This is a genomic window from Aquimarina sp. AU58 (genome assembly GCF_900312745.1).
Taxonomy (GTDB): Bacteria; Bacteroidota; Bacteroidia; order Flavobacteriales; family Flavobacteriaceae; genus Aquimarina; species Aquimarina spinulae.
Genome location: NZ_OMPD01000014.1, coordinates 1,149,325 through 1,176,015, shown reverse-complemented (window position 1 = coordinate 1,176,015; position 26,691 = coordinate 1,149,325). Strand labels below are relative to the sequence as shown.

At 31.8% G+C, this 26,691-nt stretch carries 24 protein-coding genes; 16 read left to right on the top strand and 8 right to left on the bottom strand.

The features are described 5' to 3' along the window. Window positions 1–190 precede the first annotated feature (190 nt). The 5 genes from DK441_RS16410 (at window position 191) to DK441_RS16390 (ending at window position 5,673) form a co-directional block, all read left to right on the top strand. Window positions 191–598 carry a BLUF domain-containing protein gene (locus DK441_RS16410; protein ID WP_109851664.1) on the top strand — a complete coding sequence of 136 codons (408 nt, stop codon included), beginning with the start codon at window positions 191–193 and terminating at the stop codon, window positions 596–598. Between the two features lie 270 nt (window positions 599–868). After that, window positions 869–1,531 (top strand): ribulose-phosphate 3-epimerase, encoded by a 663-nt coding sequence (rpe, locus tag DK441_RS16405; protein ID WP_025665004.1) that lies wholly within the window; start codon window positions 869–871, stop codon window positions 1,529–1,531. Window positions 1,532–1,541: 10 nt separating this feature from the next. Further along, window positions 1,542–2,672 (top strand): helix-turn-helix domain-containing protein, encoded by a 1,131-nt coding sequence (locus tag DK441_RS16400; protein WP_109851663.1) that lies wholly within the window; start codon window positions 1,542–1,544, stop codon window positions 2,670–2,672. 121 nt (window positions 2,673–2,793) lie between these two features. Then, entirely contained in the window at window positions 2,794–4,563 is a 1,770-nt protein-coding gene (locus DK441_RS16395; protein WP_160112132.1) for an FG-GAP-like repeat-containing protein, read from the top strand. A 147-nt stretch (window positions 4,564–4,710) separates the two neighbouring features. Further along, complete coding sequence (locus DK441_RS16390) at window positions 4,711–5,673, top strand: YpdA family putative bacillithiol disulfide reductase (RefSeq protein WP_109851661.1); 963 nt, start codon at window positions 4,711–4,713, stop codon at window positions 5,671–5,673. Window positions 5,674–5,724: 51 nt separating this feature from the next. On the opposite strand, the gene DK441_RS16385 is transcribed toward DK441_RS16390, so the two are convergent. The 3 genes from DK441_RS16385 to DK441_RS16375 all read right to left on the bottom strand — a co-directional run bounded on the left by DK441_RS16385 (window position 5,725) and on the right by DK441_RS16375 (window position 8,862). Next, window positions 5,725–6,426: a Bax inhibitor-1 family protein gene (locus DK441_RS16385; RefSeq protein WP_109851660.1), complete on the bottom strand. Its 702-nt coding sequence runs from the start codon at window positions 6,424–6,426 to the stop codon at window positions 5,725–5,727. Between the two features lie 70 nt (window positions 6,427–6,496). Continuing rightward, window positions 6,497–7,363, bottom strand: a complete 867-nt coding sequence (locus DK441_RS16380; protein ID WP_160112131.1) for a zinc-dependent peptidase — start codon at window positions 7,361–7,363, stop codon at window positions 6,497–6,499. Window positions 7,364–7,917: 554 nt separating this feature from the next. Beyond that, on the bottom strand, window positions 7,918–8,862 hold the full coding sequence (locus DK441_RS16375; RefSeq protein WP_109851658.1) for a tryptophan 2,3-dioxygenase family protein: 945 nt from the start codon (window positions 8,860–8,862) through the stop codon (window positions 7,918–7,920). Window positions 8,863–9,491: 629 nt separating this feature from the next. Between DK441_RS16375 and DK441_RS16370 the strand changes: the two genes are divergently transcribed. Genes DK441_RS16370 through DK441_RS16360 form a run of 3 tightly spaced genes read left to right on the top strand, consistent with a single transcriptional unit; the run spans window position 9,492 to window position 12,350 of the window. Next, window positions 9,492–11,795 carry a hypothetical protein gene (locus tag DK441_RS16370; RefSeq protein WP_109851657.1) on the top strand — a complete coding sequence of 768 codons (2,304 nt, stop codon included), beginning with the start codon at window positions 9,492–9,494 and terminating at the stop codon, window positions 11,793–11,795. Between the two features lie 3 nt (window positions 11,796–11,798). Next, the gene (locus DK441_RS16365) at window positions 11,799–12,077 is read left to right on the top strand and encodes a DUF1360 domain-containing protein (RefSeq protein WP_109851656.1); all 279 of its coding nucleotides are present in this window, start codon (window positions 11,799–11,801) and stop codon (window positions 12,075–12,077) included. Window positions 12,078–12,092: 15 nt separating this feature from the next. Beyond that, complete coding sequence (locus tag DK441_RS16360; RefSeq protein ID WP_109851655.1) at window positions 12,093–12,350, top strand: hypothetical protein; 258 nt, start codon at window positions 12,093–12,095, stop codon at window positions 12,348–12,350. A 57-nt stretch (window positions 12,351–12,407) separates the two neighbouring features. On the opposite strand, the gene DK441_RS16355 is transcribed toward DK441_RS16360, so the two are convergent. The 5 genes from DK441_RS16355 to DK441_RS16335 all read right to left on the bottom strand — a co-directional run bounded on the left by DK441_RS16355 (window position 12,408) and on the right by DK441_RS16335 (window position 18,184). Further along, window positions 12,408–13,028, bottom strand: a complete 621-nt coding sequence (locus tag DK441_RS16355) for a bifunctional 2-polyprenyl-6-hydroxyphenol methylase/3-demethylubiquinol 3-O-methyltransferase UbiG (protein ID WP_109851654.1) — start codon at window positions 13,026–13,028, stop codon at window positions 12,408–12,410. 259 nt (window positions 13,029–13,287) lie between these two features. Continuing rightward, complete coding sequence (locus DK441_RS16350; RefSeq protein ID WP_109851653.1) at window positions 13,288–14,724, bottom strand: TolC family protein; 1,437 nt, start codon at window positions 14,722–14,724, stop codon at window positions 13,288–13,290. After that, a complete protein-coding gene (locus DK441_RS16345) occupies window positions 14,725–16,077 on the bottom strand; it encodes an HlyD family secretion protein (RefSeq protein WP_109851652.1) in 1,353 nt (450 codons plus the stop codon). Continuing rightward, window positions 16,070–17,743, bottom strand: coding sequence for a peptidase domain-containing ABC transporter (locus DK441_RS16340; protein ID WP_109851651.1), 1,674 nt, complete (start codon window positions 17,741–17,743; stop codon window positions 16,070–16,072). The genes DK441_RS16345 and DK441_RS16340 overlap by 8 nt, the downstream gene beginning before the upstream one ends. 123 nt (window positions 17,744–17,866) lie before the next feature. Further along, window positions 17,867–18,184: a hypothetical protein gene (locus DK441_RS16335; RefSeq protein WP_109851650.1), complete on the bottom strand. Its 318-nt coding sequence runs from the start codon at window positions 18,182–18,184 to the stop codon at window positions 17,867–17,869. Between the two features lie 512 nt (window positions 18,185–18,696). On the opposite strand from DK441_RS16335, the gene DK441_RS16330 reads away from it, so the two are divergent. From DK441_RS16330 to DK441_RS16295, 8 genes are all read left to right on the top strand, one after another. Beyond that, window positions 18,697–20,256 (top strand): DUF3137 domain-containing protein, encoded by a 1,560-nt coding sequence (locus tag DK441_RS16330; protein WP_109851649.1) that lies wholly within the window; start codon window positions 18,697–18,699, stop codon window positions 20,254–20,256. Window positions 20,257–20,259: 3 nt separating this feature from the next. Then, complete coding sequence (locus DK441_RS16325) at window positions 20,260–20,805, top strand: LemA family protein (protein WP_109851648.1); 546 nt, start codon at window positions 20,260–20,262, stop codon at window positions 20,803–20,805. Between the two features lie 22 nt (window positions 20,806–20,827). After that, window positions 20,828–21,043: a hypothetical protein gene (locus DK441_RS16320; RefSeq protein WP_109851647.1), complete on the top strand. Its 216-nt coding sequence runs from the start codon at window positions 20,828–20,830 to the stop codon at window positions 21,041–21,043. A 24-nt stretch (window positions 21,044–21,067) separates the two neighbouring features. Then, the gene (locus DK441_RS16315; protein ID WP_109851646.1) at window positions 21,068–21,673 is read left to right on the top strand and encodes a hypothetical protein; all 606 of its coding nucleotides are present in this window, start codon (window positions 21,068–21,070) and stop codon (window positions 21,671–21,673) included. 13 nt (window positions 21,674–21,686) lie between these two features. Continuing rightward, window positions 21,687–22,892: a hypothetical protein gene (locus DK441_RS16310; RefSeq protein WP_109851645.1), complete on the top strand. Its 1,206-nt coding sequence runs from the start codon at window positions 21,687–21,689 to the stop codon at window positions 22,890–22,892. Between the two features lie 10 nt (window positions 22,893–22,902). Then, window positions 22,903–23,979, top strand: coding sequence for a trypsin-like peptidase domain-containing protein (locus DK441_RS16305; RefSeq protein ID WP_109851644.1), 1,077 nt, complete (start codon window positions 22,903–22,905; stop codon window positions 23,977–23,979). A 176-nt stretch (window positions 23,980–24,155) separates the two neighbouring features. Further along, complete coding sequence (locus DK441_RS16300) at window positions 24,156–25,853, top strand: histidine kinase (protein WP_109851643.1); 1,698 nt, start codon at window positions 24,156–24,158, stop codon at window positions 25,851–25,853. 7 nt (window positions 25,854–25,860) lie between these two features. Continuing rightward, window positions 25,861–26,580 (top strand): LytTR family DNA-binding domain-containing protein, encoded by a 720-nt coding sequence (locus DK441_RS16295; protein ID WP_109851642.1) that lies wholly within the window; start codon window positions 25,861–25,863, stop codon window positions 26,578–26,580. Window positions 26,581–26,691: the final 111 nt, after the last annotated feature.

Sequence of the window (26,691 nt, the reverse complement as noted above, 5' to 3'; positions counted from 1 at the left end):
ATGACCTCCGGCTGATTACCGGAGGTTTTTTCTTACGGTAATCCGTAAAAACTTTACGGGAACCCATAAAAAAAACATTTTTACACATAAATATTACAAATTTCCCTAATAGAACCCCCAATGTTCTAGCAAAAGTATCTCAAAATTCGTATATTTAAGTAGCTACCCCCCTCTTAATATATTATTCACCATGAGATATATAATAAGTTATGTTAGCACCGTAAATCCAAACATATCAAATTCTGATATGACAGAGCTTATGGATTATGTTAGGCTTAATAATAATGCAATTGGTATTATGGGGATATTGATATATTCTGAAGGAAATTTTTTTCAAATTCTAGAAGGTGAAGAACAAACCGTTAAAATGATGTTCGAAAAGATAAGAAAAGATTATCGACACCATAATATCATTAAGATGCTGGATAAAGAAATCATAAGCTCTTCCTTCTCAGAATCTCGCTCTTCATTTACAGTAATATCTGATCATTACAATCAAAGTGAATTACATCAATTCTTAAAAAAAGAAGAAGAACATAATCCAGAACATTATAAAAGTATTTCATATCTAGCTCAAAAATTCATGAAATTCAATTAACTACAGACTATCATAAGGTTTCAAAATAGAGCTTTCTCCAATTACACAACCTATACCATTTATCACCTAAATTTATTTACAAAAGAGAATTCCTGTTTTTGCACCATTAAACAAGAAAAGTTTATGCTTAGCAAGACTAGATATCAAGTATACGAAGAGCTACCCGTTTATTCTTTTTCTGAAACAGTATCGAAAAAAGAACATTTTATTATAGTAAATTCAAAGGATAAATATATTAAATAGTACTTTTGCCGGAAACAACATAGATTTATGGCTTCAAAACGTATAGCCCCTTCAGTATTAGCTGCAGATTTTGCTAATTTGCAACGCGATGTAGAAATGATTAACAAAAGTGATGCAGACTGGTTTCATATAGATATTATGGACGGCGTTTTTGTTCCCAACATTTCTTTTGGGATGCCTGTTTTGCGAGATATTGTAAAACATGCTACCAAGACAATTGATGTACACCTTATGATTGTTGATCCAGATCGATACATTAAAACTTTTGCCGATCTGGGAAGTAATATTCTTACTGTACATTATGAAGCTTGTACACATCTTCACAGAACACTGCAAGCTATTAAAGCAGAAGGAATGAAAGCGGGCGTTGCTATAAACCCACATACCAATGTAAGTTTACTAGAAGATGTTATTAATGATATAGATCTGGTATGCATAATGAGCGTAAACCCCGGATTTGGTGGTCAATCATTTATCGAAAACACGTATAAAAAGGTAAAACAACTTCGTGAAATTATTGTACGAAATAATGCAAGTACATTAATTGAGATTGATGGAGGAGTAACCAATAAAAATGCAAAACAACTTATAGACGCGGGAGCGGATGTATTAGTTGCCGGTAGTTTTGTTTTTAAAAGTACTAATCCTAACCAAACCATTAAAGAATTAAAAGAGATCATAAACACTTAGTCTATACAAAATGGAACAGAATCCTATTCCGTCTTTTGATACCTGGACATCAATTTTCCTAATCGTAAGCTCACTAGGGTTCTTCTTAAGTATTATTTTAAGTATTCGTAAAACAGGAAGGATCAATAACCTTCCTGTTGTTTTACTTATCTTAGGTTTTTCTTTTATTCTACTTCAATACGTATTTTTCTGGACTAACTACGGGTCTGTATATCCTTATTTTTATTTTTTTGACTCTAGCTGGTATCTCGCGTTTGGACCTCTACTGTATGTGTATATTACAAGATTTTATAGTAAAAATTTCAAAATAAGATGGTATCACTTTGCACCAGCAATCCTATCATTTATTATTAATGGATACTATCTTATTGCATCAGAAGGTTTTCAAAACCTTAAAGATTATAAAGGTGATTTTCTATTTTATCTTTTTTGGTCACTTCGCTCTCCCTGGCTGGTAGCTTTATCGCTAATAATTTATATAATCACCATAAAAGATTTTATCACTTTTCATAAAAGCGATAAAAAATCTCAATACGAAATGATCAGAAAAAAATGGTCTACTTTCCTTATCAACTTATTCTTAGTCTTTATTATCGCCTATATAAGTTATTATGTATTAGTTAAATTCTCTTTTTTCAACATTCATTGGGATTATGCAATTTCTTTCTCAATGTCTATAGCTATCTATGGCATTGGTTATATGGTATATAAAGAACCATCTATCTTTAACGGAGAATTATTATCTAATCTATTTTTGAAAGAAGAAAATCATCAGGAATTAACCGAGTCTACCAAGGATGAGTTTTATGATATCTTATTATCATATATTAAAACAAATAAACCCTATTTAAACAATGACTTACGTCTAGTGCAATTAGCAGATAATATCGGTTTTTCTAGCCACATACTTTCTAAACTTATCAACGAAAAATCTAAGAAGAACTTTAACCAATTTATAAACGAATATAGATTAGAAGAAGCTAAAAAACTACTTCTAGAAAATTCTGAAGCTAGTATTAAAACGATTTATTTTGATGTTGGATTCAATAACAAAGCTACTTTTAATACTGCTTTCAAAAATAAGTTCAATTGTACTCCATCTGAATATAAAAGAAAAAAATTAGAAGTTCAGAATAATTAACGCCAGTTATAGTTTGAATACTCTCTTAATAGTATAAAAAGGTTAAAAATTATAATTCTAAACCTATTCCCTTCCCGTTTTAATGAACTTTAATCTTATAACTCTTAAAAATCTTGAGCTTATGAGAACTTTATTTTTATTCATTTTTTACAGTTTTACGATTACCGCTTTTGCGCAAAAGTTTACACTTATCAAAGACAGTCTTAATCCTATAGTATCCGATTCGACTATTCGAGGAACCTATTTTGGCACAGGATGGACAGATATTGATAATGATAGCAATCTAGATCTATTTTATGCCGGAACCATTTACAAAAATCTTGGGAATGGAAATTTTAAAATTGCAGATGGTAGTACAACAATCCCTACTGCCACATCACTTAACAGTTGTAGCTGGGCAGACTATGAAAATGATGGAGATCTCGACCTAATCTATTCACGGTTTACGGCACCGTCTACTTTGCAAACCAGAATTTATGCTAACGACGGTAATGGTCAATTTACAGAAACGAATACAATTTTAAACACAATCAATTCTGCAACCTGGAGTGTACAATGGTGTGATTATAATAATGATAACTATGTTGATTTTATTTTAACCTTTGCCGACTTATTTCTTGGGACAAATCGATTTCCTAATCGTTTATATCGAGGAAATAGTGATGGTACGTTTACCGAAGTAACAGAACCCTACGATTTTCTTACAGAAAAAGCAGCCTACACGGTATCTAATTGGACTGATTATGATGAAGATGGAGATACAGATCTATTCATTGCCAGTGGTCCTGCTGCTGGTCCAACAGGAATCAAACACGATTTTCTATTTAAAAACCTACAAGTCGAAACCGGAAGCGAAGGATTTGTAAAATTAACCAATACCAATCTCTCATTTGCAGAAGATCCACAAGATGGGCAATGCTATAATGCAATCGATTATGATAACGATGGTGATCTCGATATTTGCCTTACTAACTATTCTGGAGTAGAAAACAAATTTTATATTAATAATTCTGGTGCATATCAAAGTACCAATACCCCATTTACCGCTGGTAACAATCAAAACTTAGCCAATGCCTGGGGAGATTTTGATAATGATGGTGATTTAGATGTCATCATTACAGCTTCTAGTACAACAGGTAGTGGGTATTTTGTTAATAATGGAGATGGAACTTTTACAGAAAATAATGCTAATCTTATTAATACAGCCACTTCTGGAAATTCTACCGGGGCAACTATTGGAGATTACGACAATGATGGTGATTTGGATTTCTTTGTTGTTGGCCAAGGCGTAAAAGGGCTTTTTAGAAATGATTTAGCAATAAAAAATCATTTTGTAAATATTAAACTTATTGGTAATCCTTCAAATAAAGCCGCACTAGGTGCTCGATTAGAATTAACGACCAAAATCAAAGGAAAATTGGTAACGCTAAAAAGAGAAGTCTCTGCCTCAAATACATTTATGGGTCATAATAGCTTACGAGTTCATTTTGGACTGGGTAAAGCTCCAAAAATCGATAAATTAACTATCTATTGGCCATCAGGAAATGTCGATACATATACCAAACTAAGAGTAAATAAATTTTATACTATAGAAGAAGGTAAAAAAAAACCAATTGATCCACCTATAAAAAAGAGAAACAACAACAATCCTAAAGTAATCGTATATCCAAACCCTTCTAAAAGCTTAGTGAAAGTCAAAATTGATACTATAGAAACAAATACTCCTATTACGGTTAAAATAATGGATGCCTCGGGGTTAAAAATTTCGGAAACCAATTTCAATATCAATCAGGAAATTATACTAAACACTGCTTCTTTATCGCCAGGAAATTATTTTATGAATATTATACTCGGGAAAAAAACAGTTATAAAAAAATTAGTTATTAAATAATAGTTAATCACTACTTAGAAAAGGTGAGGTTCGTAACAGAACCCTACCTTTTTTACTTTTGAGATTACAAAAATCATTAGTTTTACAAGAGTAAAATAAGGTATCGTTCTAAAAGTTAGAATTAGAACCTTGTCAATATGATTTTTAATGAAGCATATAGATTTGATAATTGTTGGCGGTGGACCTATTGGTATAGCCTGTGGTCTCGAAGCAAAGAAAAAAGGGCTTGATTATTGTATTATCGAAAAAGGGGTCATCACTAATTCCTTATACAACTACCCTCTTAACATGCAGTTTTTCTCGTCTTCAGAAAAACTTGAAATTGATAATATCCCGTTTATCAGTAATGAAGCCAAACCAAAACGCAATGAAGCTCTTGAATATTATCGTAGGATTGTAACTTCTAACCAATTAAATATTAACCTGTTTGAAAAAGTTAATACTGTACATAAAAAACAAGGTGTTTTTCATATCAAAACCGATAAAGAACAATATACTTCTACTTATGTAATTATTGCTACCGGGTTTTATGACCTTCCTAATACTATGAACGTTCCGGGAGAAAATTTAGCTAAAGTTTCTCATTACTATAAAGATCCTCATTTTTTTGCTAAACAAAAACTAGCCGTTATTGGTGCAAGTAATTCTGCAGTAGATGCCGCTTTAGAATGTTATAGAAAAGGTGCAGAAGTAACAATGCTGGTTCGCGGACCAGAAATTGGAAAACGTGTAAAATATTGGGTAAGGCCAGATATCATAAATCGTATTGAAGAAGGGAGTATCAAAGCTTTCTACAATGTTACTATAAAAGAAATATTACCCAAAAAAATCGATATCCAAACACCGCAGGGAAAATTTAGTATTCAAAATGATTGGGTATTGGCACTAACGGGTTATAAACCAAATTTCGAATTTCTGCAAAAAATTGGAATCCAACTCTCTAACGATGCCAAATTATATCCTCAATATAACGAAAAAACAATGGAAACAAATATCAAAAATCTCTATTTGGCAGGAGTAATATGTGGTGGTATGGACACTCATGTTTGGTTTATCGAGAACTCAAGAATTCATGCAAAAACAATATTAAGATCAATTACAGAAAAATAGCTACAAAAAAAGCCAGACTTAGTCTGGCTTTAATTTTATAGTAATTATCGTCTAATCTCTAGAGAGAATACTTAATATGTACCAAAACAATAGCATTAACGAAGCAAATAATCCTAATGATGCTCCTACGTACTGGTCTTCAGAATATTTATGTACCATGTTAGAGGTTTGATATAGAATAGACCCAGAAGCTAGAATTACCATCCCCACACTAAACCAAAGGCCAAGATTAAATCCGAATAGTAAACCTGCTGCAATAAGTCCTATTGCTATAAAAAATCCAATTGCCAGTATCGATTTTAAAAACGAAAAATCTTTTTTGGTAATTAAAACAACAGCTGAAAGCCCTGTAAATAATGCTAGAGTCAAAATTGCAGCTTGGTTAAGAATATTAGCACCTCCGCTTTCTGCAATCATCATCGCAATCCCAATAAGTGGAATAAAGATAAAAGCTTCTGCTACGACATATAATAACAATCCTAAATATTGTTGATTGATATTATGATTCTTTAATGCCATTTTCTCTGCATAATTTGTCACCAGCATAAAACCGCCCAGCATAATAAGCCATCTCCATCCTTGTGTCATAGAAAATGCAAAATTTACAATAGGTTCTATTTGAAAAAATATCCATTCTACGATTACAAAAAGTAGAACAGCCATAGCAAGATGGGTATAGGTCTTTTTATAAAACGCAACCCTTTTTTCATCGGTAAGTGAACTAACAGGTAGTATTTGCTGAAATTCTTCCATATATATATGTATACTAATTAAGATTATTTATGGTTATAAATATAATTGTTTCTTGAGAATGACATCATAATTAATCCTCAAAATATCTAAAATTAAACATCTGTACTACATAATAATATATCTCGGGAAATTGTCTTTTTAACTCTTTGGGTGATTCCATAAAAACTTCAACCAGAACTGCAATAAATTCGAATTTATCGGTATATGCATAGTCTCTCAATATCTTAGAATCTACTATCTTTTTCCTTATTTCTTCAGCACCCAGATACTTTTCTAATAATAAAAAAGTATCATAAAAAATTTCACAACTAATATTATTGTTTTTTATAGAGTTATAATGAATAGCATGTGTTATTTCATGAACCCCCAAACTTTTTCCTTTGTCCAGGTGTAAATTTCCTTTCTGAAAATCTTTCCAGGACAAAGCTAATGCCTTAGATATAGGATTAAACTCTCCTATATTTTCTGTTTTGTTTAAAATCGAATAGAATGATGTTGGGTATAAAACTATTGTGTTTAAATATTCTAATAGATAATGACGCATCCCAAAAGTAAGCTGCGTAACCATAATAGTTACTTGCATACGCATAAAATCATCGATAACTAACCCATCTCTACCTACAAAACGAATGTTTTCAAGAAACCTAACTGTTCTATGTGCAAAAAATCGTTTTCTTTTTTTATCGAGAGTAGTATAAAAATCATTCTCATCCAGGAATGCCTGCAAATGCGGTGGCAATTTCTTCGGAGTAAAATAAAGGTGAATGAAATAGGGCTTTTTCTTATACTTTACATAAATTGATTCTAAATATCGTAAAACATAATATATACATATCGAAACAATCCCAACGGTAACAAACACCCCAAGTATATTTTGGAATAATGTGTTAGAAGGTTCTTCTTCAACCAATAATAAAGATACTATATAAAGATTCAAAAAAGGACAATGTAGGTTAAGGTTATTAAAAATAACGTTTTAGAAGCAAAAATGGTATTAAAATAACAATTTAACATAATCAGCCCTATTTTACACACTACCAGTTTCTTATATTTTTATAGTAAATACGGGCAAACATCAATATACTTACTCTTATCAAAAATTTAACTATTTAGCATAGACTTGGGAATGAAATTTGATTCTGTGTAGCAGTTAGTGTCTAATTTTTAAAATCAGCACCCCCTAACACGACTAAAATTACAGCCAATAATGTTTTCATTTAAGAGGAATCCCCCAGACTCATTAAGGAACTTAGATCAACTTTATAAAAATGTTATCTCAAAGCTCCCCATTGCTAATCGAATTAAATATTGCGAATCCCTAATGTATCGTACAACAGAAGATATATCAAACTCTAATTGTAGATTTACAAAAAGAAAATTAAAAAAACTCTTAAAAGCTACCGAAATGGAATTGCAAGAACTTAATACCAATTAAGCTCTGTTTTTAAGGAACTGAACATTATATCAAAATTAAGTATCGGTAGAATGAGGTTATGAAATTTTCTCATATCCTTTAAGATTGGTAATTCCCCAATTTTCTAGTTCTTCCTTGTTCCATAATTCTGGAAAAAATATACGTCTTTGATATCTTGGATGCATATACTTATGCCAATCACTACCTCCGGTTGCTTCTACATTTTCTTTTCCATGATCCAAATATTTTGCTGCGGCATCATAATGGTGCATTACCCAATTAATGTTTACCGTATGATCATAATGGCGCATAGCATTAATCAACTCGGTATTTTTCTGATATTCTTCAGGAAGCTCTTTAAACTTTGTCCATAAATTAACCGTATTATACTCTTTCATCCATTCGATCAATTCTTTTTTATACTTCGTTTCAAAATTAATCATCAATTTACTCTTCTTACCAGTTTTATGATCCGTTCCTGCTGCCTGCCAGTACATATTATCAAAAGCATACTCATAAGGGGTATTTCTATCTATAGTTTTCCTGAATCTAAAATCGATTAGATTAATAAGTTCTGTAGAAGCAATCTCTATTTTACGATATTGTGCAGATTGAAATCCGCTTGCAGGTGTTAGCGTATCTCTAAACTTCATATATTGATCAATCTCCATCCCCTCGCCCATAATATCAAATGAATTCGAAAGCATATCGAAATATCTACTCACACGCATAAGATGCATTTCGAATTTTTTAGGTTCTATATTTTCGGTATGAGAAATTTGACTCATTTCCCAAAGAATCATTTTAAACAATAATTCATTAATTTGATGATACATGATAAACACCATCTCATCAGGCAATTGTGTTCGTTGGGTTTGTAATCCTAATAAGGCATCTACCTGAATAAAATCCCAATATTTCATGGGTTCGGCATGCAATAAACCAGACAGGTGTACATCTGGATCTTGCCCCATTGCATTATATTTTTTATCTATAGCTTCTAATAATTCTTTTCTATTCATAATGTTGATCTGTTTAATACGGATTTAAATATACTCTCAATACAATTCTGCTTTTACTATGCTTTACAAAATCATTCGAAGAAGGATAATCATACCAAATGAGTATTGTTATGAAAAAATTCAAACTCAAGTAGCAGGTAATAAATTAGTAATCAAATTGAAATTATTATGAAAAAGGAGATTTTATATTAATGTAATTAGCAACACTAAGTAATAGATGGGTAGACCGATTGGAAATAGAATTTTTAGCCTTGTTCATTTTATAGATTTTTTTATGAATCCATCATTTTCTTTCTAAAACAGGTATCAGGAAACTATACTTATCGTATTGATAACAATAATTATTTCCCAAGAAACAATCAAAGGTAATAAAGTGATCAATAAATCTATATAAAGTTACTAATAAATATTAATGATACTTTTTATGAGATAATATACTTTTAATATATCGACAAAAACCCCAATACATAATTTTTACCGTTTTACCACTCACCAAACCCGGGGTATTAACACTGAAAAAACACAGTCTAAACACTTTGTATTAAGGGTTTTACACACCTTGATACTTGTTGATTTCTATTTTATTTTTATAATCTTCATTAATCCATATTAACTAAAAAAAGTATATTATGATTATTTCAATGCAGGGGGATTGGAATGTTAAGGTAAAAGCAAAATCTGCTTCTTATCCTCAAAGATTTATCGTGATCGGAGCTGATACCGGAAACGGAACTCACTCGGGAACTGTAGGAACTACGGTTAATGTAACAGGTGATCAATGGGCAATTGCCATACAAAACGATCCAGGAGGAGGATATCAACAGTCTGATACCAAAATTAAATTTCCAAAAACTATCGGAGGCAATCACTCTTTCGAAATCCTATCTAATGATGCCGGAGGTGATTCTGATTTTAACGACTTGGTGCTCGAATGTTCTACACCAGTAAACATTAATGATTTTCTTATTTATGGTCATGTTTCTATGTATAGTGGAAGATGTCTATTTAACCCATGCTGGAGAGGGCCGTTTGTAATTGACACCTATGTTGGTTTACTCGAGGCACTAAAGAATAATAAAATCAAAAAGTATATAGAAAAAATATACCCGGAGAGAATCCCAGAAGATATAGGTCCATTTCCACCAGACCCCGCTCCTTTTAAACCTATGGTAATCGATTTAAAAGGAGAGGCTACGAAACCAAAAACAGAATTACTATATCAAAGGTTAGAGAATCCTGATTTGATAACTAAGAAAGAAGCAAAAGAAAAAGCTTCTGAATTTGCTGCTACAAACTACAAGCTTATCAACACTAGAAAACGAGAAGTTTCACTGGTTGATAGATCAAAAGTACAGGATCTAAAATTGGTAAAAGCCATTGAGGGATTATATTTTAGATGTAATACAGAACCAGCAAATAATATTACATTAACTTTTGAGGAATATGATCGTACAGCTGCAGAACTTGCAGGAGATGCGTATACAGGAGAAGGGAACAGAAGATTGTTGGGAGACACTATTACTGATATGAATGGAAACTATATTTTCAGGTTCTCATTCGATATGAGTTTCCCTGGGATCGAAGATTCTAGTGATCAAGCTCCAGGCGAAAACATTAATGTAGTTGCGTATCCAGATGTAATTGTAAAAGTTACTAGCCTTGCTCCTAATACTATTTTATATGAAAGTGCTCCTTATTATAACATTCCAAACAAAAAACGAATAAACCTTTGTTTACCAAAATCGCAAATACAACCTTCGTCTGCATGTTTTAACGGAAATTTGATCGGCAGCTTAGGAAATGTTTTTATAGGTGGAAATCAAAATACAACAGCTTCTTTTTTCTCCTCTCAATTGCATCGTAATGGGTTTAACAATGACCTAGAGCCAAATGGAAAAATTTCTGTAAATAGTAGCCTGGCAGGTTTCAAAGTAGATTGTGCTGCTTGGGGAGGTACTATAGATATGACTGGTTGTATGTATGATGTGAGTAAGACAGCCACACAAAATAAAATTAAATGGTATACCATTCGTATAAAACGTTCAGGAACCATTCCTTGGGTATTTGTTAGTCAAAATTACAAGCACCCTCGTTATTCTAAACGTAATTTACCTAATTATAACGGTGATGATGTGGGTCCATTTTATAATCAACTCCTAAAAGTTGATGGTGGTCCTGCCGTGAGTGTACCCGCCTACAAGAATATTCAGAGAGAAATGAATGTTGATCATATTGACTGGGTGCCAGATAAAATTGGTCGCTACATGCAGCTTAGAACCAGTATTTATGATAAGGTACAAGGTGAAACCAAACCAGGAACATTCTATGTACGTGTAGATGGTTATGACGGTAATGGTAATCCGGTAGCCAATGCTACAGATATGATTGCTTTGTATATACATAACAAACCATTAAACTTTAATCTTTCTGCTCTAACTTTTGCTGATACCTCAATTGTAAATGCAGGTTGCGGATTGTATCGCTTAGAAGACTATGAACTTAACACCGAGATCAATTTCAATTTTAGAGCGAATGATCCATATGGATTTGTTGATTCTTATGCTCTCACGATGAGCAGATGCCCTGGTCCGATGATTGGGTTACGAGTTAATACCCCTAACCCTCCTCTATCTGATACAGTTTCTGGAGATACTATATTTTCTTCGGGAAATGCATCGGGGAACGAACCTCATGCCTGTGTCGGATATAGTGGAACTCTTCAGGAATTTTCGGATGTCGGGTTAATCAATGCAGGAATACAACCAGCATTAACAGAAGGAGGATGGATAAAAGCTAATGAATATTTTACGCGTCTTTCTTTTCATCTCACTGCTCGTAAACGAATTACTAATGGGTATAATAGTGGGCTTAGTAGCTTGTATCAAGCTCATAGAAGTATTTTGATGGAACGTATAAACTTACCAACTCCATAGCCAATGGATTGGTTCATATTTATTCTAAAGGGGCTTTGCATCTGGAGAATTACACATTTGTGTAGTGCCGAAGACGGCCCCTTTGATATCATAATTACAATCAGGAAATGGTTAGGGCAAGGGTTCTTCGGATCCTTATTAGATTGTTTTTATTGCCTTAGCATTTGGGTAAGCTTACCTTTTGCAATTTGGAAAGGAGAGAATTGGAGCCAAATACTCTTGCTTTGGTTTGCATTATCAGGGTTTGCTTGTTTGTTAGAACAAGCTACATCAAAACAATAATTAAAAAAGAAAATTATGTCGTGTTGTTCACAAAAACGTTTAGAACTAACCAGAGCATTCAATCCTAAAAAAGGGTCAAAAGAAAAATCTTCTTTACCAATTCTGAAGAACATAAATACAAAATTTAAATACACAGGAAATACTGCATGGTTTTATAGAGGTGCATTGACTCATATTCGATATCATTTTAAATATCACGGGCATATTATCACTATTGATACCAGAGATGTATCAGCAGCCATGGCCGAGCCTCTTTTAGAAAATATTGTTTAGGGTTTAACATCATCATCTGTTTTTAAAAACAAAGGGGCTAATCACAAATATTAATAGTTAGTTACTCCCTAATTTTCTTGCTACAAATCTAATCACCGATCCTTTTCCTATATGATATTTACCTTCATCTAATAGAATTTCTTCTTCCTCTAATACTACTATTTCATAATTTTTGAAGTCAGCCATTATTTCTTCTTTAGAGTACAGCATATCAATATCGTTTGGACCTCCAACTTTAGGATTAAGCTTTCTAAGGGATATATGGTTTTTGCTAAAAGCTTCTAAAATAATAATGCCACCTTCTTTGAGATAGTCGTTTAATTTCTTGTGAAATACTGACTTCTTTTCGGCAGAAAAATGAGCATACACAAGTCCGATCATATCAAATGTTTCTTTTTTAAACTTAAGTTGTTCTAGATTTCCTACAATATAATCAAGAGTTACATGATTCTCTTTTGCTAGTTGTATTGCTTTTGACTGCCCTTCTATACTTAGGTCGAATGAAGTTACTTTCCACCCGAGTTGCGCCGCAAATACCCCGTTACGCCCCTCCCCGTCTGCCGGCATCAATATAGATCCTGGTTCAAATTTTTGAAGCCATTCTTTAAAAAACACATTAGGTTCTTTACCATAAGCAAATTCTTGAATTTTATATCTATTATCCCATTTCTGATTCATATCGATTCGGTTTACATTTACTAATACATAAATTACTACTCGTTATTTATGTACAAAAATAGCTCTCGTCATCATCCAAAGAATAGGATAGATCTGTAATTTAATAGGACTTACACCAAGTTATATTTAGGGCAAATAGTTTATCTAACAAAACAAAAAAACATTTCTATTTTCTCGTAGAAATAATAACCGATTTGATTTCATGAATATTCTCTTCTATATATACGAAACCACAAGTTATTGCTTTCACAATTTTTATTTAAACAGATAATCCCAAAGTGTTATATAAACTAGCTGTTGTCATAAGTCGTTTAATAAGCAGAATATTTTCTTTTAGCTGTATATCGAGTAATTTTTGTTCCCGTGAGTTTATGATAAATAACGAGCTTTCTCCTAAAAAGAATTTGCGTTCTTCTGCTTTAACTAACGCCTCATAATCTATGACGATATTTCTTATTAATTGATTTTGCTTAGCAAGTGAATTAATCTCTGCATAAACAGCATCTATTTTATTTTGAAGAGTAATCGCTGTCGATACCCGCTCAAGATTGGCATCTTGTAATTTTAAATTGGCCAATCGTAAATCTCCTCTTGCTTTGCGCAAAAATAATGGTAAACTAAAATTCACAAATGCTTTATAATTCGTAGTATTAAACGTGTGTATTTGATCAATTTTTGGTGTTAAGAAATTATACTGAATATTTATTTTAGGCAGTAATTTATTCAGTTTTAAAGAACGTTCTACGGTAAGTCCCTCAATTTTGGCATCAAGACTCAATAATTTAGGGTGATTGTTAAGTAATCCCGAAGTATTCGTAATGCCTTCTAATAAGAGGGAAGCTTCTAACGTATTTAATTCTGGTACTACCGGTACTACATCCTCTTTAACCTCCATTGGTATATCATTTAGCCACAAATAATTACTAACTATTAGAGCTGCCTTTTTTCTTTTTAAAGAAGCTGCTTCCAGATTAAGTTGTCTGTTCTGTAATGTAATTCTGGCTTCAGTAATATCAATGGCTGCTTTTTCACCTGTTTCGACACTACGCTCTACGGCCATAAGACGTGTATTCGCATTTTTTAGAAAAGTTGTATAAATAAGCTGTTCATTAGTAGCTTTTAACCACTCTAAGTAAGCTTTACTAGCTTCCAACAATAGTGTATTAACAAGTACATCTCTATCGGCTTTGGTTTGCTCCTTAAAGAAACGTGCTTTTTTAAGCGAGGCCATGCGTTCGTTGATCAAAAAGCCTTGGGCCAGCGAAAATGAAACACCTGCACTATATAGACCTCCATCAGGAACAGTACGATTTGGATTTAGAAATTCGCCTGTATTTTCTTCAAAATTTGCTTTAAACTCAATACCGTACCAAGTGGGTATTTTAAAAGTAGCACTTAATTGATCGTAATATTCAGTATTTTTAAATTTCTTCCGATCATAATCTACTTCGATTTTTGGATCAAATCCGCCACGTGCTTTTAACAAATTTGCCTCACCTATACTTAATGTAAGTTCGGCTTGTTTCATTAGTGGGTGATGCTTTTTTACATAACCCAAATATTCTTCAAAAGTAAGTGTTTGCGCTAATGAAGTAGTTGTATTTTGTTCTGTTTCAGCTACGCTACTCTGGCTCAGCACAGGTTTTGCAAAAGGGAGCAAAATCAGTGCAATGATATATTTAATACCTGTTGTCATTTACTTTTTAGCTTTAGTTGATTCTTTTTTATCCCGGATGTAATAATTAGGTGGAAAACCATTTAATTGGCGCCACAGTTCATACCAAATTGGTACGTTTTCTAATAATGCTATAGTATATGCACCAGAGCCTACACGAATATTTTTAGGCCATGGATTCTCTGCATTATCGGGAGCAATGAGAATTCTAAATTTTCCATTAACGCTTATAAAGGTTTCTATAGCAACAATTTTTCCTGCATAGGTTCCGTAAGATGCATTAGGCCAACCACTAAAGAAAATAGCAGGCCAGCCATCAAATTGAACCCTAACACTCTCTCCAATATGTATTAATGGTAAATCTATAGGGTTTACAAAAGTCTCTACGGCGAGATCATATTCTACAGGCATAATGCCTACAAGCTTTTCGCCTTCTTTAAAAGTTTCGCCCAACCCCCCGCGTAGGGCTTTGTTTATATACCCATTTTGCGGTGCTGTGATATAGTACAAAGCATTACGTATCTGATAATTAGCCGACTGATTTTCAAGTTTAGTAACTTGCGCTTCTGCCTCAAACTGGCTTGACTCTGCTGTAAAACGTTCACTACGTGATTTGGCAATTTTATCGGCATACTCGGCAGCAACGCGGTTGATCTCAATATTTGCATTAAGCACTTCATTTTGATTAGCAAGCAATTTGTTTTTTTGAGAGATTAATTTGGCTTGTGTTTCTTGTAACTTTAGACGTTTTTCCTCTACATCAATCATCGCTTTTAAACCTTCACTTTGCAGAATTACAGTACGATCGAACTGCCGTTGAGCAATATCAAGATTCGTTTTATAAGCCTGTAAATCAACACTATCACTCTTCACTTTTAATCGAGATTGTTCTAGCTTATTTTTAGCTTGCGAAAGTTTTAGTTGTCGCTCATTATTTAATGCGCTTACTTGACTTTCTAATGCCTTAATCTTTTCTTGATAGGATATTACCGATCTATTTTTGGCATCCCGCTGTTGATTAGTACGTTCGACTAAACGTGGATCTTGATACTCGTTTTTTATTTCAGAAATAAATAAAATGGTATCCCCTTTCTTCACAAAATCACCTTCTTTAACATACCATTTTTCAATACGTCCTGGTATAGGTGATTGTATCGTTTGCGGTCTTTGATCTGGTGTTAAGGTAGTTACATAACCATTACCATTTACATTTTGCGTCCATGGTAAAAAGAGAATGATAATAACAATGATAGCAAAAACACCTAAAAACCTATTGAATAGTTTATTGTGTCTTGAAGTAAATGCTTTCGAAAAAGCGGTATATCCTTCAAGCGATACTTTTTTGTTTAATTGATTATTAGAGATATTAAGCATTGTTTGCGTTCTTAGAGATTATTCTTCCTTCTGAAATTTTAATGGTTTGATTGCAATAGTTTTTCCATTGCCCATTTTGACTAGATATTATAAGTGCCCAGGGGCGTTCTGGTGCTGTTAAATATTTGATAATTCTAGAGGCCTCATTTATTTCAAAATGTTCTAAAGGATCTTTAAGCAAGAGTAATTTAGGGTTATGGATAATAGCTCTTGCGAGTACTATTCGTCTGGATACTGTAAACGGGATTTGTTGCCCTTCGGGATACAACATTGTATTGATTCCATTAGGTTGTTCTTTTATAAAAGACAGTAGTCCAAGATTTTTGAGTACAGAATGCAAATGTTCTTGTGAAATCTCTTTGTTCCCAAAGGTTATGTTATCCAGGATAGTACCTTCAAATGGAGACTGTACAGGAAGTACTTGTCCTATATAAGCGCGATATTTATTGAGCCAGAGACCTTTTATAGAAACACCATTAATATACAATGCTCCAGTGGTAGATGAAATAAGGCCAGAAAGGATTTTAATTAAGGTCGTCTTTCCTGTTCCCGAAGCTCCATCAAATAGAATTCTATCGGCTTTTTTTATACTGAAATCAATGCCACTCAGCACTTCTTGACCTTCTTGTGTACTATATTTTAGGTTATCGATCTCTATATGTAAATCTTGTTCGCTTGTAAATGGGTCTTCTCCAGATTGCATCTCTTGTTCTTTATCTACAAACTGTCCTATTTTTTCTAATGAGGTCAGTACGTCGTAAAATGATTCTAATCCTTTGATAAGTTTTTCGACCGAACCAATAACAAGTAAAATGATAATTTCTGCAGCTACAAATTGTCCTATATTCATTTGCTGATTAAGCACTAATAACCCACCAACAATTAGTAACCCGGCAGTGACAAGAACTTTAAACCCGATAAGTTGAATAAATTGTAACACTAGTACCTTAAAGTGATTTTCACGGGCTTCAAGATAGTTTGTAGTTAGATCATCATTACGTTTCATCGCTAAATCTGTATTCCCAGAAAGCTTAAAACTAATGAGTGATCTAGCTATTTCTTGTAACCAATGTGCAACCTTATATTTACTTTTTGATTCTACAAGACTGGTTTCAAGTCCTCTTTTTGCTGTAAACTTAAAGACTACATAAATGAGCAAAATCAATAAAAACCCATAAATAATAAAGAAAGAATGATAAAAGGATAGCAATATCAAACCAAATATGATTTGTAGTGTAGCAGCCGGAAAATCTATTAGAATTTTTGATAGCCCTTTTTGTATGGTTAATACATCAAAAAACCGATTGGCCAATTCTGGTGGATAGTAATTATTTAACTCTTTCATTTTTATTTTAGGAAACCGATACGCAAACTCAAAAGAGGCTCGGGTAAAAATCTTTTGTTGCATATTTTCTAAAATACGTATTTGCATCAATTGTAAAACTCCTTGAAATGCGACTCCCATTGTGACAAGAACCACAAGTACAATCCACGAGGTAGATACCTGAGCACCTTGAATAAGATTTATAATGGCTTGTATCCCCAGTGGTAGGGTGAGCGCTACTATACCAGCAAAAATGGCGTAGTAGAAAATTTGACGAATATCTTTTTTATCCAGTTCAAGAAGACTTAAAAATCTCTTCCAGGGTGATATTTTATTTTCCATTTAACTTAGAATTGGGTGTTAATGGTTAGGGATCAATAGGTATTAATCCTTATTTTGTTACGCTATTTGAATGAAATGTTTCCTTAAGAATTAGGAAACCTATATAAAATAATTAGAATGGTTTTATGCCACATCTGGAGGTGGAATAAGGATTTCTATATAAAGATTACTATACATATTTGGGGATGAATAGACAGAAAAACCCACACCATGCTCTAGAAGATGATTATGTAAATCTAAAATCTGTAATTCGTTTTTTCCATCTTTCTGCTGCTCTTCCTTTTCTATATTTTCTTCGTCATCTACATGAACTAATTCGTAAGAAGAATCTGCAAGAAAGCTCATGGTTTCAGCCAAAGGTTGAATAAATACGGCAAGCAATACCACCAATATTGTGAGGCTTTTAAAAAATGCTAGTATGTCTCTCTTGCACAAATTCATTTTATAGTTTTTAATACGAGATCGTGATAAAAACGAACACTATTGTTTTTACCTTCTTCAACATCTGTAATTTTTGCATTCTTATCACAAAGATATAATAGTAATACTATTACATAACGAAGTTTAACTATAATTAATAATAGTTTAACAATTAATCATAGATTTAGTTATACTAAAATTTTGAAGTTTTTACTTCTGATTTCTTTTAAAAAGTAAAAAAATATACTAAATCGACAAAGTCTGGTTTCGATATGTTTCAAATAGCACACTCAAGGTATATAACCTTATAAATTTCTTCTTAATGCCTGTTATAGCTTTAACAGATGCTATTTTATAGAGAAAATGAATTGTATAGCTCATATAATTATTTAAGTTCAATTATACTTTAAATCGAATAATAATTCATTCCACTCAAATATAAGTTCATTTCATATCAATATACATTAGGTATAGGTATAGCAGTCATTCGATCATAAATTCACACCAATTAAAGTACTAATCTTTTGTTTAAAATGATACCTAAACTCAAACAAGAACTTTTAAAGACACATCAAGAGGACAAACGTCTTACTGCTATATCTATCTCCTTGCAAATTGTTGTTTTAATTGTTGGAGTATTGCTGTTATATATGTTAGCGAAAGATAGAATAGCAATTATGATAAATAGTATAACTAATGAAAAAGGAGGATTATTTAGGTATCTTCAGGGATTGTTACTTGTAATCATAATCATTTATTTAGCGTATTTAATATCTATATATATTCAAGTAACTCGCAGAACAGGTAAAATCGATACATTTTTTGATAAAATTTCTGATGGAGCAATAGCTCAACATCTAATAGAGCATCGCATTTATAAAATCACGATCCCATTATTAAAATTAAAACTCAAATTTTTCCCAATAGAATATATCACTATTTTTTTAACCAATGATCCTAATACTAAAGGATACAAGTTTCCTATAGCTCCTGAGATCATTCCTGAGTTTAAAAAACTGGTAAGTGGTTTAGAAAATGATGAATTGCATAATGCTTGGTATGAGTTGTACGACAACACACTTACGGTTTCGTCTAGTGATGCAATAGAACTTCCTTCCGAAAAAGCATTTAATACTTTTATTAAAGAACAGTTAGCATCAGAAATACCCTCTATAGCACAATCACAATTAAGGCAGCGAAAAAGTTATATAATGTATATCGCTTTTGCCCTAATAATACTTACCGGATGGTATTCATTTATGTACAGTGTGAATATCTCAAATATTCTTAAACAATATAAGGTCATTTTTATTGGTGCTTTTATTGGTTTTTTTATTATTCTATATGGAGTAATAGCTATAAAACGTGGTAGTACTACAGACGTAAATAGTAATCATTTATATAAAACCAACATTTTTAAAGCTATAATTAATTTTATTGCTCCCGGTTTTCAATATGCCCTTCATGGGCATATAAGCTTAGAAGAGTTCATAAATATTGGATTGTTTCAATCAAAAAATTATCGTATCACAGGAAACGACCAAATTATCGGGAATTATAAAAACGTTGCTTTTCAGCGTTGTGATTTACTAGTAGAAAAAGTACCCGATATTTCTACTAAAATGCAAACACCCAACAAAGTGTTTTCAGGGCAACTTTTTATGGCAAAATTCAATAAAGCTTTTAAATGCGAGCTGTATTTAATACCTAAGAGTGGTATACTGAATTTTGATAATGATGCAGAGACTTATTTAAGTTACGATTTGGGTGAAACTGTTACCCTAGAGGATCCTGCATTCATGAAGATGTATACTGTATATAGTAATGACCAAATTGAAGCACGTTATATTCTATCTACAGCACTAATGCAACGTTTAAAAGACCTCACTTTAACTACAAAAGGTAAATATTTTATATCCTTTAAAGATCAACGCATTACTATAGCCAATAATAGTGGTAAAGATAGTTTTGAAACTAATGTGTTCACCAATTATATGGATGAATCGTTGATATCTCTTTTCTATAAGGAATTCTGTGATCAACTATCTGTAATCGATCAATTAAACTTAAATATTAATATCTGGAAATCTTAAATTATGACTATTGTTTACATCACCATAGGTATTGTTTTACTCTTAACAATTGGCTTTATAATAAGCTATAATACCTTATCAACACGAAGAAATCAAATAGAAAATGCCATATCATCATTGGATGCATTATTCATTAAACGCTATGACTTGATCCCAAATTTAGTTAATGTAGTAAAAGAGTATATGGATTTTGAAGAAGAAACTTTAAAAAAGATTACTGCAATGCGTACTCTGCCTAATGATAGTACAAAGGAGTCTGAAGCATCTAATTTATTAAAAGGACTAATGGTTCAGGTAGAAAACTACCCTGAACTAAAAGCTAATACACAGTTTACACATCTACAATTTAGTCTTAATGAAGTAGAAGAACAAATTTCTGCTGGCAGAAGGTATATCAGTACTTCTATTACCGATTATAATAATGCTATAGTAATTTTCCCGAGTAACATTATAGCATCTATAACAGGATTTAAAAATTATGAATGGCATTATGCCAACAAGACACAACAAACATCTATAGACACTAAAACATTATTTAAACAATCATAATCATTAACTAAAATCTTTTAATATGGATTTCATTAAATCTAAACTTTCTAGCATTGGAAGCCTGTTATTTTTAATGGGTTTAGTATCAACCATACTTTCCATTTTTAACTACAACCTTAAACTATTAATCTGGATAGATCTATGGGGCACCTTTATGGGGTGGGTAATACGAATATTTCTTATCATAGGCGGGGCAGCCATATATCTGTATACTGCTAAAGACAAACTTGAAAACTAAATAAATAATTAAACTTAATTTACGATGAATAAAATCACTAAACAACTTGTATTTATACTCATTATTAGTATAGTAACTTCTTGCGGAGGCGGAGGAATTACAGGGTATGATATTAACGATCAGGATGATTTAAAAAGTATTAAATCATTAGTAGAAGAGAATTTTGGTGCTGATAAAGAAATTTACAGGCTTTCACTAAACGCAAAAGAACATCTAACAAGCAAAATGGGCTTTATCTCTATTGATTATTTAGATAATGGTGTGAATTATTCCCAAACCTATATGGAGATACAAGGAGCTGATAATTTAGTAGAACCTAAAAAAGGATCTCAATCCGATTTCTTTTTAAAAAATGCTCAAGGAAAGGTAAAAATAAAGGACTTGAATTTTGATCTTATCTTTGAAAAGTTCGAAGAAGCAACCAAAACTATTCCCGAAGAGTTTGGAGATTTTGAATTGAACAGATGGTCATTTGATATTGATAACGACAATAATATTTCTGCAGAGTTTACCATAGAAGCCATCAAAAAAGGAGAGGGAACTTCTCTAGAAAACGGACAAATTCTTACTAATTATTATGAGTTTCCTTTCACAATAGATTCTGAAAATAACCTTAAATACAATCAGTAAAATAAACTTGCTCATGGAAAAATGTAATTCTTATGTTCCTCCTATATATAGTACGGGAGGATCTACTATACAGGATGAAAAATGGGATGAAACAATAGCTCTTTATAATAGCAATCAATTTGACAAAATAATCCCAGCTATATTAAATTATTTAGATCCAAAGTTAATACAATATAAAACTGATGCATCATACAGTATACCACATGGGTCGGTTGTTGTAAACTTACATCAAACCGAAAAAGAGATCAAAATTACATGTCCATTTGTAGATCTTTCTGGTTCTAAAAAAATGCCATTAATGCGTAAATTATCTGAGCTTAGAATGCATCCGCTAAATCTTACCAATATTTCTTTAGTAAACGACCAGGCTGTATTCTATTTTGAATGCCCTTTGAGTTTGTGCGAACCTCATAAAATTTATAATGTATTACATGAAATATGCCTATACGCAGATATTTATGACGATGAATTTATCGAAAAATTCGGAGCAAAACATCTACAAGACCCAAATATAGAGCCCGTTTCCGATTTAGTGAAGGAAGAGGCTTATATTAAGTTTCAGCATATTTTAAAAGAAGGTATACAGAATTTCGATTATTATCGATCTAAAAGAGATGATAATAATTCCTGGTACACCCTTAATATTATATTGAAACAATTAGAATACTATTTGCAACCACAAGGTTTTTTAATTACCGAAATTAACAGAGCGATACATAGTATTTATGATGATAATGTTACTTTTCAAGATCGCCTATTAAAAGGAAAAACTGCTTTAAACAAACTAAAAGAATACGATAAAGATAAGTTTTTCAACTGCTTGTATAAAGTCCAGACTTTTATACCACGTAAATACAGTGGTAAAAAAGAAAATATACGAGAAAATTGGAGTGAGTCTTATGAAATAGCCCAAGATATGATCAATAATTCACGTCATCGAGATGCATCAGTGTTTTTACTATCATGTTTTTATAATTTGTTTTACTATAATCTAATTTCAGCAGAAATTGGTACACCAATTAGTGAAGCTATGGCTAAGGCTAGTGGTTTATCATGGAATGAAGCCTCTTCTGTACTTTATAGTGGTATGGAAGCCATAATGGAAGATAATATCGGTTTTGGTGATTTTGGTATGGATTTGTCTAAAGTAATGGGTGAGCAGATGGAGAACAGTATGGCTATGGTTCGAAATATGATGAAAGGAATGTTAAATAACTAACTTAAATACAATGAACGAATTAAACAATATAGGTACATCTATATACAGAATACACACCTCTAGCGGGTCTGGAACTGGATTTTACAGTGAAGTTGGCAATATAGTAATTACGAACTATCATGTAGTGGCGGGTACTTTAAAAGTAAGTGTGGAGAATCAGAATAGAGATCGGTTTTTGGCCAAAATTATTTACATTAATCCTCGAAAAGACTTAGCTTTTTTAAAAGTAGATGATTTGGTTAAACCTGAAAAAACAGTTACTTCAGATCATGATACTATAACTAAAGTGAGAGATCGTGTTTTAGTACTTGGGTTCCCCTACGGTATGCCATTTACTATAACAGAAGGAATTATATCTAATCCTAATCAAATGATAGAAGGCAATGGTTTTATACAAACCGATGCAGCTATAAACCCTGGTAATAGTGGAGGGCCCATGGTAGATGAGCAAGGAAACCTTATTGGTATTGTTACTTCAAAATTTACTCAAGCCGATAATATGGGGTTTGCTATTCCATATAGAGATTTATTGAGCGAATTAGAAGTTATTGACGATATAGATGTTAATACACTATCTCTAGGTTGTCATGGCTGTAATGGGGTAATAAACGATAAAACTGATTATTGCCCTTCTTGTGGCTGTGAAATAGATCAGCGTTATTTTGAAGAAGCACCATTATCTCAACTTTCAATGAAAGTCGAAAATGCCATTACTAAATTAGGGATTGACCCTATCTTGGCAAGATGTGGAACCGAATATTGGTCTTTTCATCAAGGAAGTGCAGAAATAAGGATGTATGTTTACGACAATAATTATTTATTTGCCGTATCACCACTAAATGATTTACCACGTACTAAATTAGATAAGATTTATAATTATATACTTACAGAGGATACCAAACCTTACCAACTTTCTATTGCATCGAATAAGGTTTTCTTATCTTATCGAGTACATTTAAGTGATTTGTATAGTGAGCATGAAGAACAAATTTTAAATAATTTTTCTCATTTGGCAGAAAAAGCCGATGAACTAGATGATCTTTTCGTGAATGATTATGGAGCAAAAATGACAGAGTATAGTAAGTAGAGCTTACCATGCACCAAGAACATTGTTCTTGGTGCATGGTTTTTTTAAAATATATCACATTAATAGTAAGAATACACTTATTTTTATGAAATGAACCATAGTAATCTGGTTAATAGTAATCGAGCTGATTATTATCCAAATTCTATCTGATCGATAAAAAACAATAAGATAAATAGATGAAACTTTATTTGAGGCATAACTTATTCAAAATTGTTATACTTTGTAGTACGATGTTCTTGTCATTTGGAGTTTATGGTCAAGTAGATGATTTAAAACAACTATATAAACAACATAGGTACGATACACTAATTGATATACTCACCCAAAGAAGTAAAGAGTGCGAACTTACGATTAACGAATTATATCGATTTGGGAAAACCTATCAGAAGTTAACAAAATATAGTAATTCTCTTGTGCATGCCAATGCACTCATACAAAAATGTAAAAAGGAATTTGATAGTACTTATCTTTTTAAAGCATATAACTTAAAATGTGAAAATCTTATAGATCTAAACAAAACTGAAGAAGGCATCGCTTTTTGTGAAACTATTAGTAAGGAATTTAGGCCCAAGGATTCTCTAGAATTACAACTACTTTATTTTAAATGGGGAATGTTATATTACCAACAAGAACAATATTTAAAAGCTTTGGATATCTATGATAAAATTACAGTTAAAAAGTATACTGATTTTGATATTTTCATACACAATTATGGTCTAATACTTTTAGAGTTAGGAGATGATAAAAAAGGATTTAAAAATCTCAAAGCCTCTATTGCCCATAATAAAAAAACAGAAGACAAAGATGGTTTAGCACAATCCTATTTAAATATTGCTTATTTTCTTATAAAATTAAAAAAACTAAAACAAGCTAAAATATATTTAGATTCAGCAAATGCTATCCCCAAAAAACATTTTACTCTTAGAACTTTAAAATCTAAGTACAACAACCTATATTCTTATTATAGACATAGTGATTTTCAGGATATTTCTAGTGCCTATTTAGATTCAATATACATATGTAATGAAATTATTTACAGACAAAAAGTAAGTCAAGAGATACAAGAAATAAAAACTTCTTATGAGAGAGAGCAAAAACTTAAGCGCAAAGTACAAATAAAAGATTCAGAATTAGAACGATTTGAAAAACAAATGTTACAGGGTATTATCTCCTTTTTAGCTGTTTTGATAACCATACTAAGTTTAATGTTTTTATACATTTATAAAAATATTAAAAACCAAAATAAATCAATTCTGTTAGAAAATCGTTTATTACAATCACAAATGACCCCACATTTTATTTTTAATGCTCTTTCTGTATTACAAGGAATGATTTTAAATAAAAAAGAGACACAGGCCATGAAGTATTTATCTAAGTTTTCTAGATTACTACGTATGAATTTAGAAAACTCACGTATAAAATTTGTGGTGTTAACAGAAGAACTTAAAGAAATAGAGCACTATTTAGAACTTCAAAATTTAGGTTCAGAAATTCCTTTTAAATACAGTATTACAGTAGAAGAATCAATAAAAAACCAACTTATGATCCCTCCTATGCTTATACAACCGTTTATAGAAAATGCTATCGTTCATGGATTTACCAATGAATGTATTGATAAGCAAATTGATATTACCATTACATTTAACAATAGAGAATTACAATGTATGATTTGTGATAATGGGATCGGCATAGAGCAGACTTTAAGCAAAAAGAATGCTACAAAAAAATCACTTGCTTTAATCATAATAAAAGAGCGTTTGCAATTACTTGCTAAAGAATGTAAACAAAAAACAAAAGTTACAATAGAAGATAGAAAACATCAAGGAGAACATGGTACTCAAGTATATCTTGTATTACCGTATAAAAATCTATAAATAATTTATGAGAACACTTATTGTTGATGATGAAATATTTATTCGTAAAGGGTTAATCTCGCTGATTGAGCGTCTGGATAAAGGGTTAAAAATTATAGGTGAAGGAAGCTCCGTTAAAGAAGCAATAAAGCTTAATGAGAGTTTACAACCCGATCTAATTTTTTTAGATATCAACTTAAAAGATGGCAATGCATTCGATTTCTTAGACAATATTAATCATATTAATTTTCATGTAGTTTTTGTTACTGCATATGATGAATATGCTTTACAAGCTTTAAAAAATGGAGCGGTGGATTACATCTTAAAACCGGTAGATATAGAAGAACTTTCTATGGCTATTGATAAGGTTATCGATCATTGTCAACCCATAAATACATTAACCATTGCAAATACAAGGAATCAGTTTAGTCTTGATAAAATAGTGCTTAGCTTGCAAGGTTCATTACAATTTATATTATACAAAGATTTAATGTATTGTAAATCTGATGGAGGTTATACTAGTTTTCACCTTTCAGATAAACGAGTATTTGTAGCTTCCAAACCGATAAAAGATTTCGAAAAACAACTATCACAATCCAGTTTCATACGTACTCATCAGTCATATTTAGTTAATACCACATATATAGACAAATATGACAAAACTGGATATCTATACTTAAACAATGGAAGTGTAATTCCTGTTTCTAATCGTAAAAAAGATTTAGTAATAAATCGGTTACTTAAATGAGATTACTGGTAGTGAAGTTTATTTCTTAATAGAAATTAGCTTACTTGATAGATTTGTTATACAACAATATAGATCAAAAATACTTCACACTTTAGATTTAATAAAATTTTT

What these genes read in the sequence shown, in the direction of transcription:
- DK441_RS16410 (WP_109851664.1), top strand. Translation starts at nt 191, where the DNA reads ATGAGATATATAATAAGTTATGTTAGCACCGTAAATCCAAACATATCA.
- rpe (WP_025665004.1), top strand. Translation starts at nt 869, where the DNA reads ATGGCTTCAAAACGTATAGCCCCTTCAGTATTAGCTGCAGATTTTGCT.
- DK441_RS16400 (WP_109851663.1), top strand. Translation starts at nt 1,542, where the DNA reads ATGGAACAGAATCCTATTCCGTCTTTTGATACCTGGACATCAATTTTC.
- DK441_RS16395 (WP_160112132.1), top strand. Translation starts at nt 2,794, where the DNA reads ATGAGAACTTTATTTTTATTCATTTTTTACAGTTTTACGATTACCGCT.
- DK441_RS16390 (WP_109851661.1), top strand. Translation starts at nt 4,711, where the DNA reads ATGAAGCATATAGATTTGATAATTGTTGGCGGTGGACCTATTGGTATA.
- DK441_RS16385 (WP_109851660.1), bottom strand. Translation starts at nt 6,426, where the DNA reads ATGGAAGAATTTCAGCAAATACTACCTGTTAGTTCACTTACCGATGAA.
- DK441_RS16375 (WP_109851658.1), bottom strand. Translation starts at nt 8,862, where the DNA reads ATGAATAGAAAAGAATTATTAGAAGCTATAGATAAAAAATATAATGCA.
- DK441_RS16370 (WP_109851657.1), top strand. Translation starts at nt 9,492, where the DNA reads ATGATTATTTCAATGCAGGGGGATTGGAATGTTAAGGTAAAAGCAAAA.
- DK441_RS16365 (WP_109851656.1), top strand. Translation starts at nt 11,799, where the DNA reads ATGGATTGGTTCATATTTATTCTAAAGGGGCTTTGCATCTGGAGAATT.
- DK441_RS16360 (WP_109851655.1), top strand. Translation starts at nt 12,093, where the DNA reads ATGTCGTGTTGTTCACAAAAACGTTTAGAACTAACCAGAGCATTCAAT.
- DK441_RS16355 (WP_109851654.1), bottom strand. Translation starts at nt 13,028, where the DNA reads ATGAATCAGAAATGGGATAATAGATATAAAATTCAAGAATTTGCTTAT.
- DK441_RS16350 (WP_109851653.1), bottom strand. Translation starts at nt 14,724, where the DNA reads ATGACAACAGGTATTAAATATATCATTGCACTGATTTTGCTCCCTTTT.
- DK441_RS16345 (WP_109851652.1), bottom strand. Translation starts at nt 16,077, where the DNA reads ATGCTTAATATCTCTAATAATCAATTAAACAAAAAAGTATCGCTTGAA.
- DK441_RS16340 (WP_109851651.1), bottom strand. Translation starts at nt 17,743, where the DNA reads ATGGAAAATAAAATATCACCCTGGAAGAGATTTTTAAGTCTTCTTGAA.
- DK441_RS16335 (WP_109851650.1), bottom strand. Translation starts at nt 18,184, where the DNA reads ATGAATTTGTGCAAGAGAGACATACTAGCATTTTTTAAAAGCCTCACA.
- DK441_RS16330 (WP_109851649.1), top strand. Translation starts at nt 18,697, where the DNA reads ATGATACCTAAACTCAAACAAGAACTTTTAAAGACACATCAAGAGGAC.
- DK441_RS16325 (WP_109851648.1), top strand. Translation starts at nt 20,260, where the DNA reads ATGACTATTGTTTACATCACCATAGGTATTGTTTTACTCTTAACAATT.
- DK441_RS16320 (WP_109851647.1), top strand. Translation starts at nt 20,828, where the DNA reads ATGGATTTCATTAAATCTAAACTTTCTAGCATTGGAAGCCTGTTATTT.
- DK441_RS16315 (WP_109851646.1), top strand. Translation starts at nt 21,068, where the DNA reads ATGAATAAAATCACTAAACAACTTGTATTTATACTCATTATTAGTATA.
- DK441_RS16310 (WP_109851645.1), top strand. Translation starts at nt 21,687, where the DNA reads ATGGAAAAATGTAATTCTTATGTTCCTCCTATATATAGTACGGGAGGA.
- DK441_RS16305 (WP_109851644.1), top strand. Translation starts at nt 22,903, where the DNA reads ATGAACGAATTAAACAATATAGGTACATCTATATACAGAATACACACC.
- DK441_RS16300 (WP_109851643.1), top strand. Translation starts at nt 24,156, where the DNA reads ATGAAACTTTATTTGAGGCATAACTTATTCAAAATTGTTATACTTTGT.
- DK441_RS16295 (WP_109851642.1), top strand. Translation starts at nt 25,861, where the DNA reads ATGAGAACACTTATTGTTGATGATGAAATATTTATTCGTAAAGGGTTA.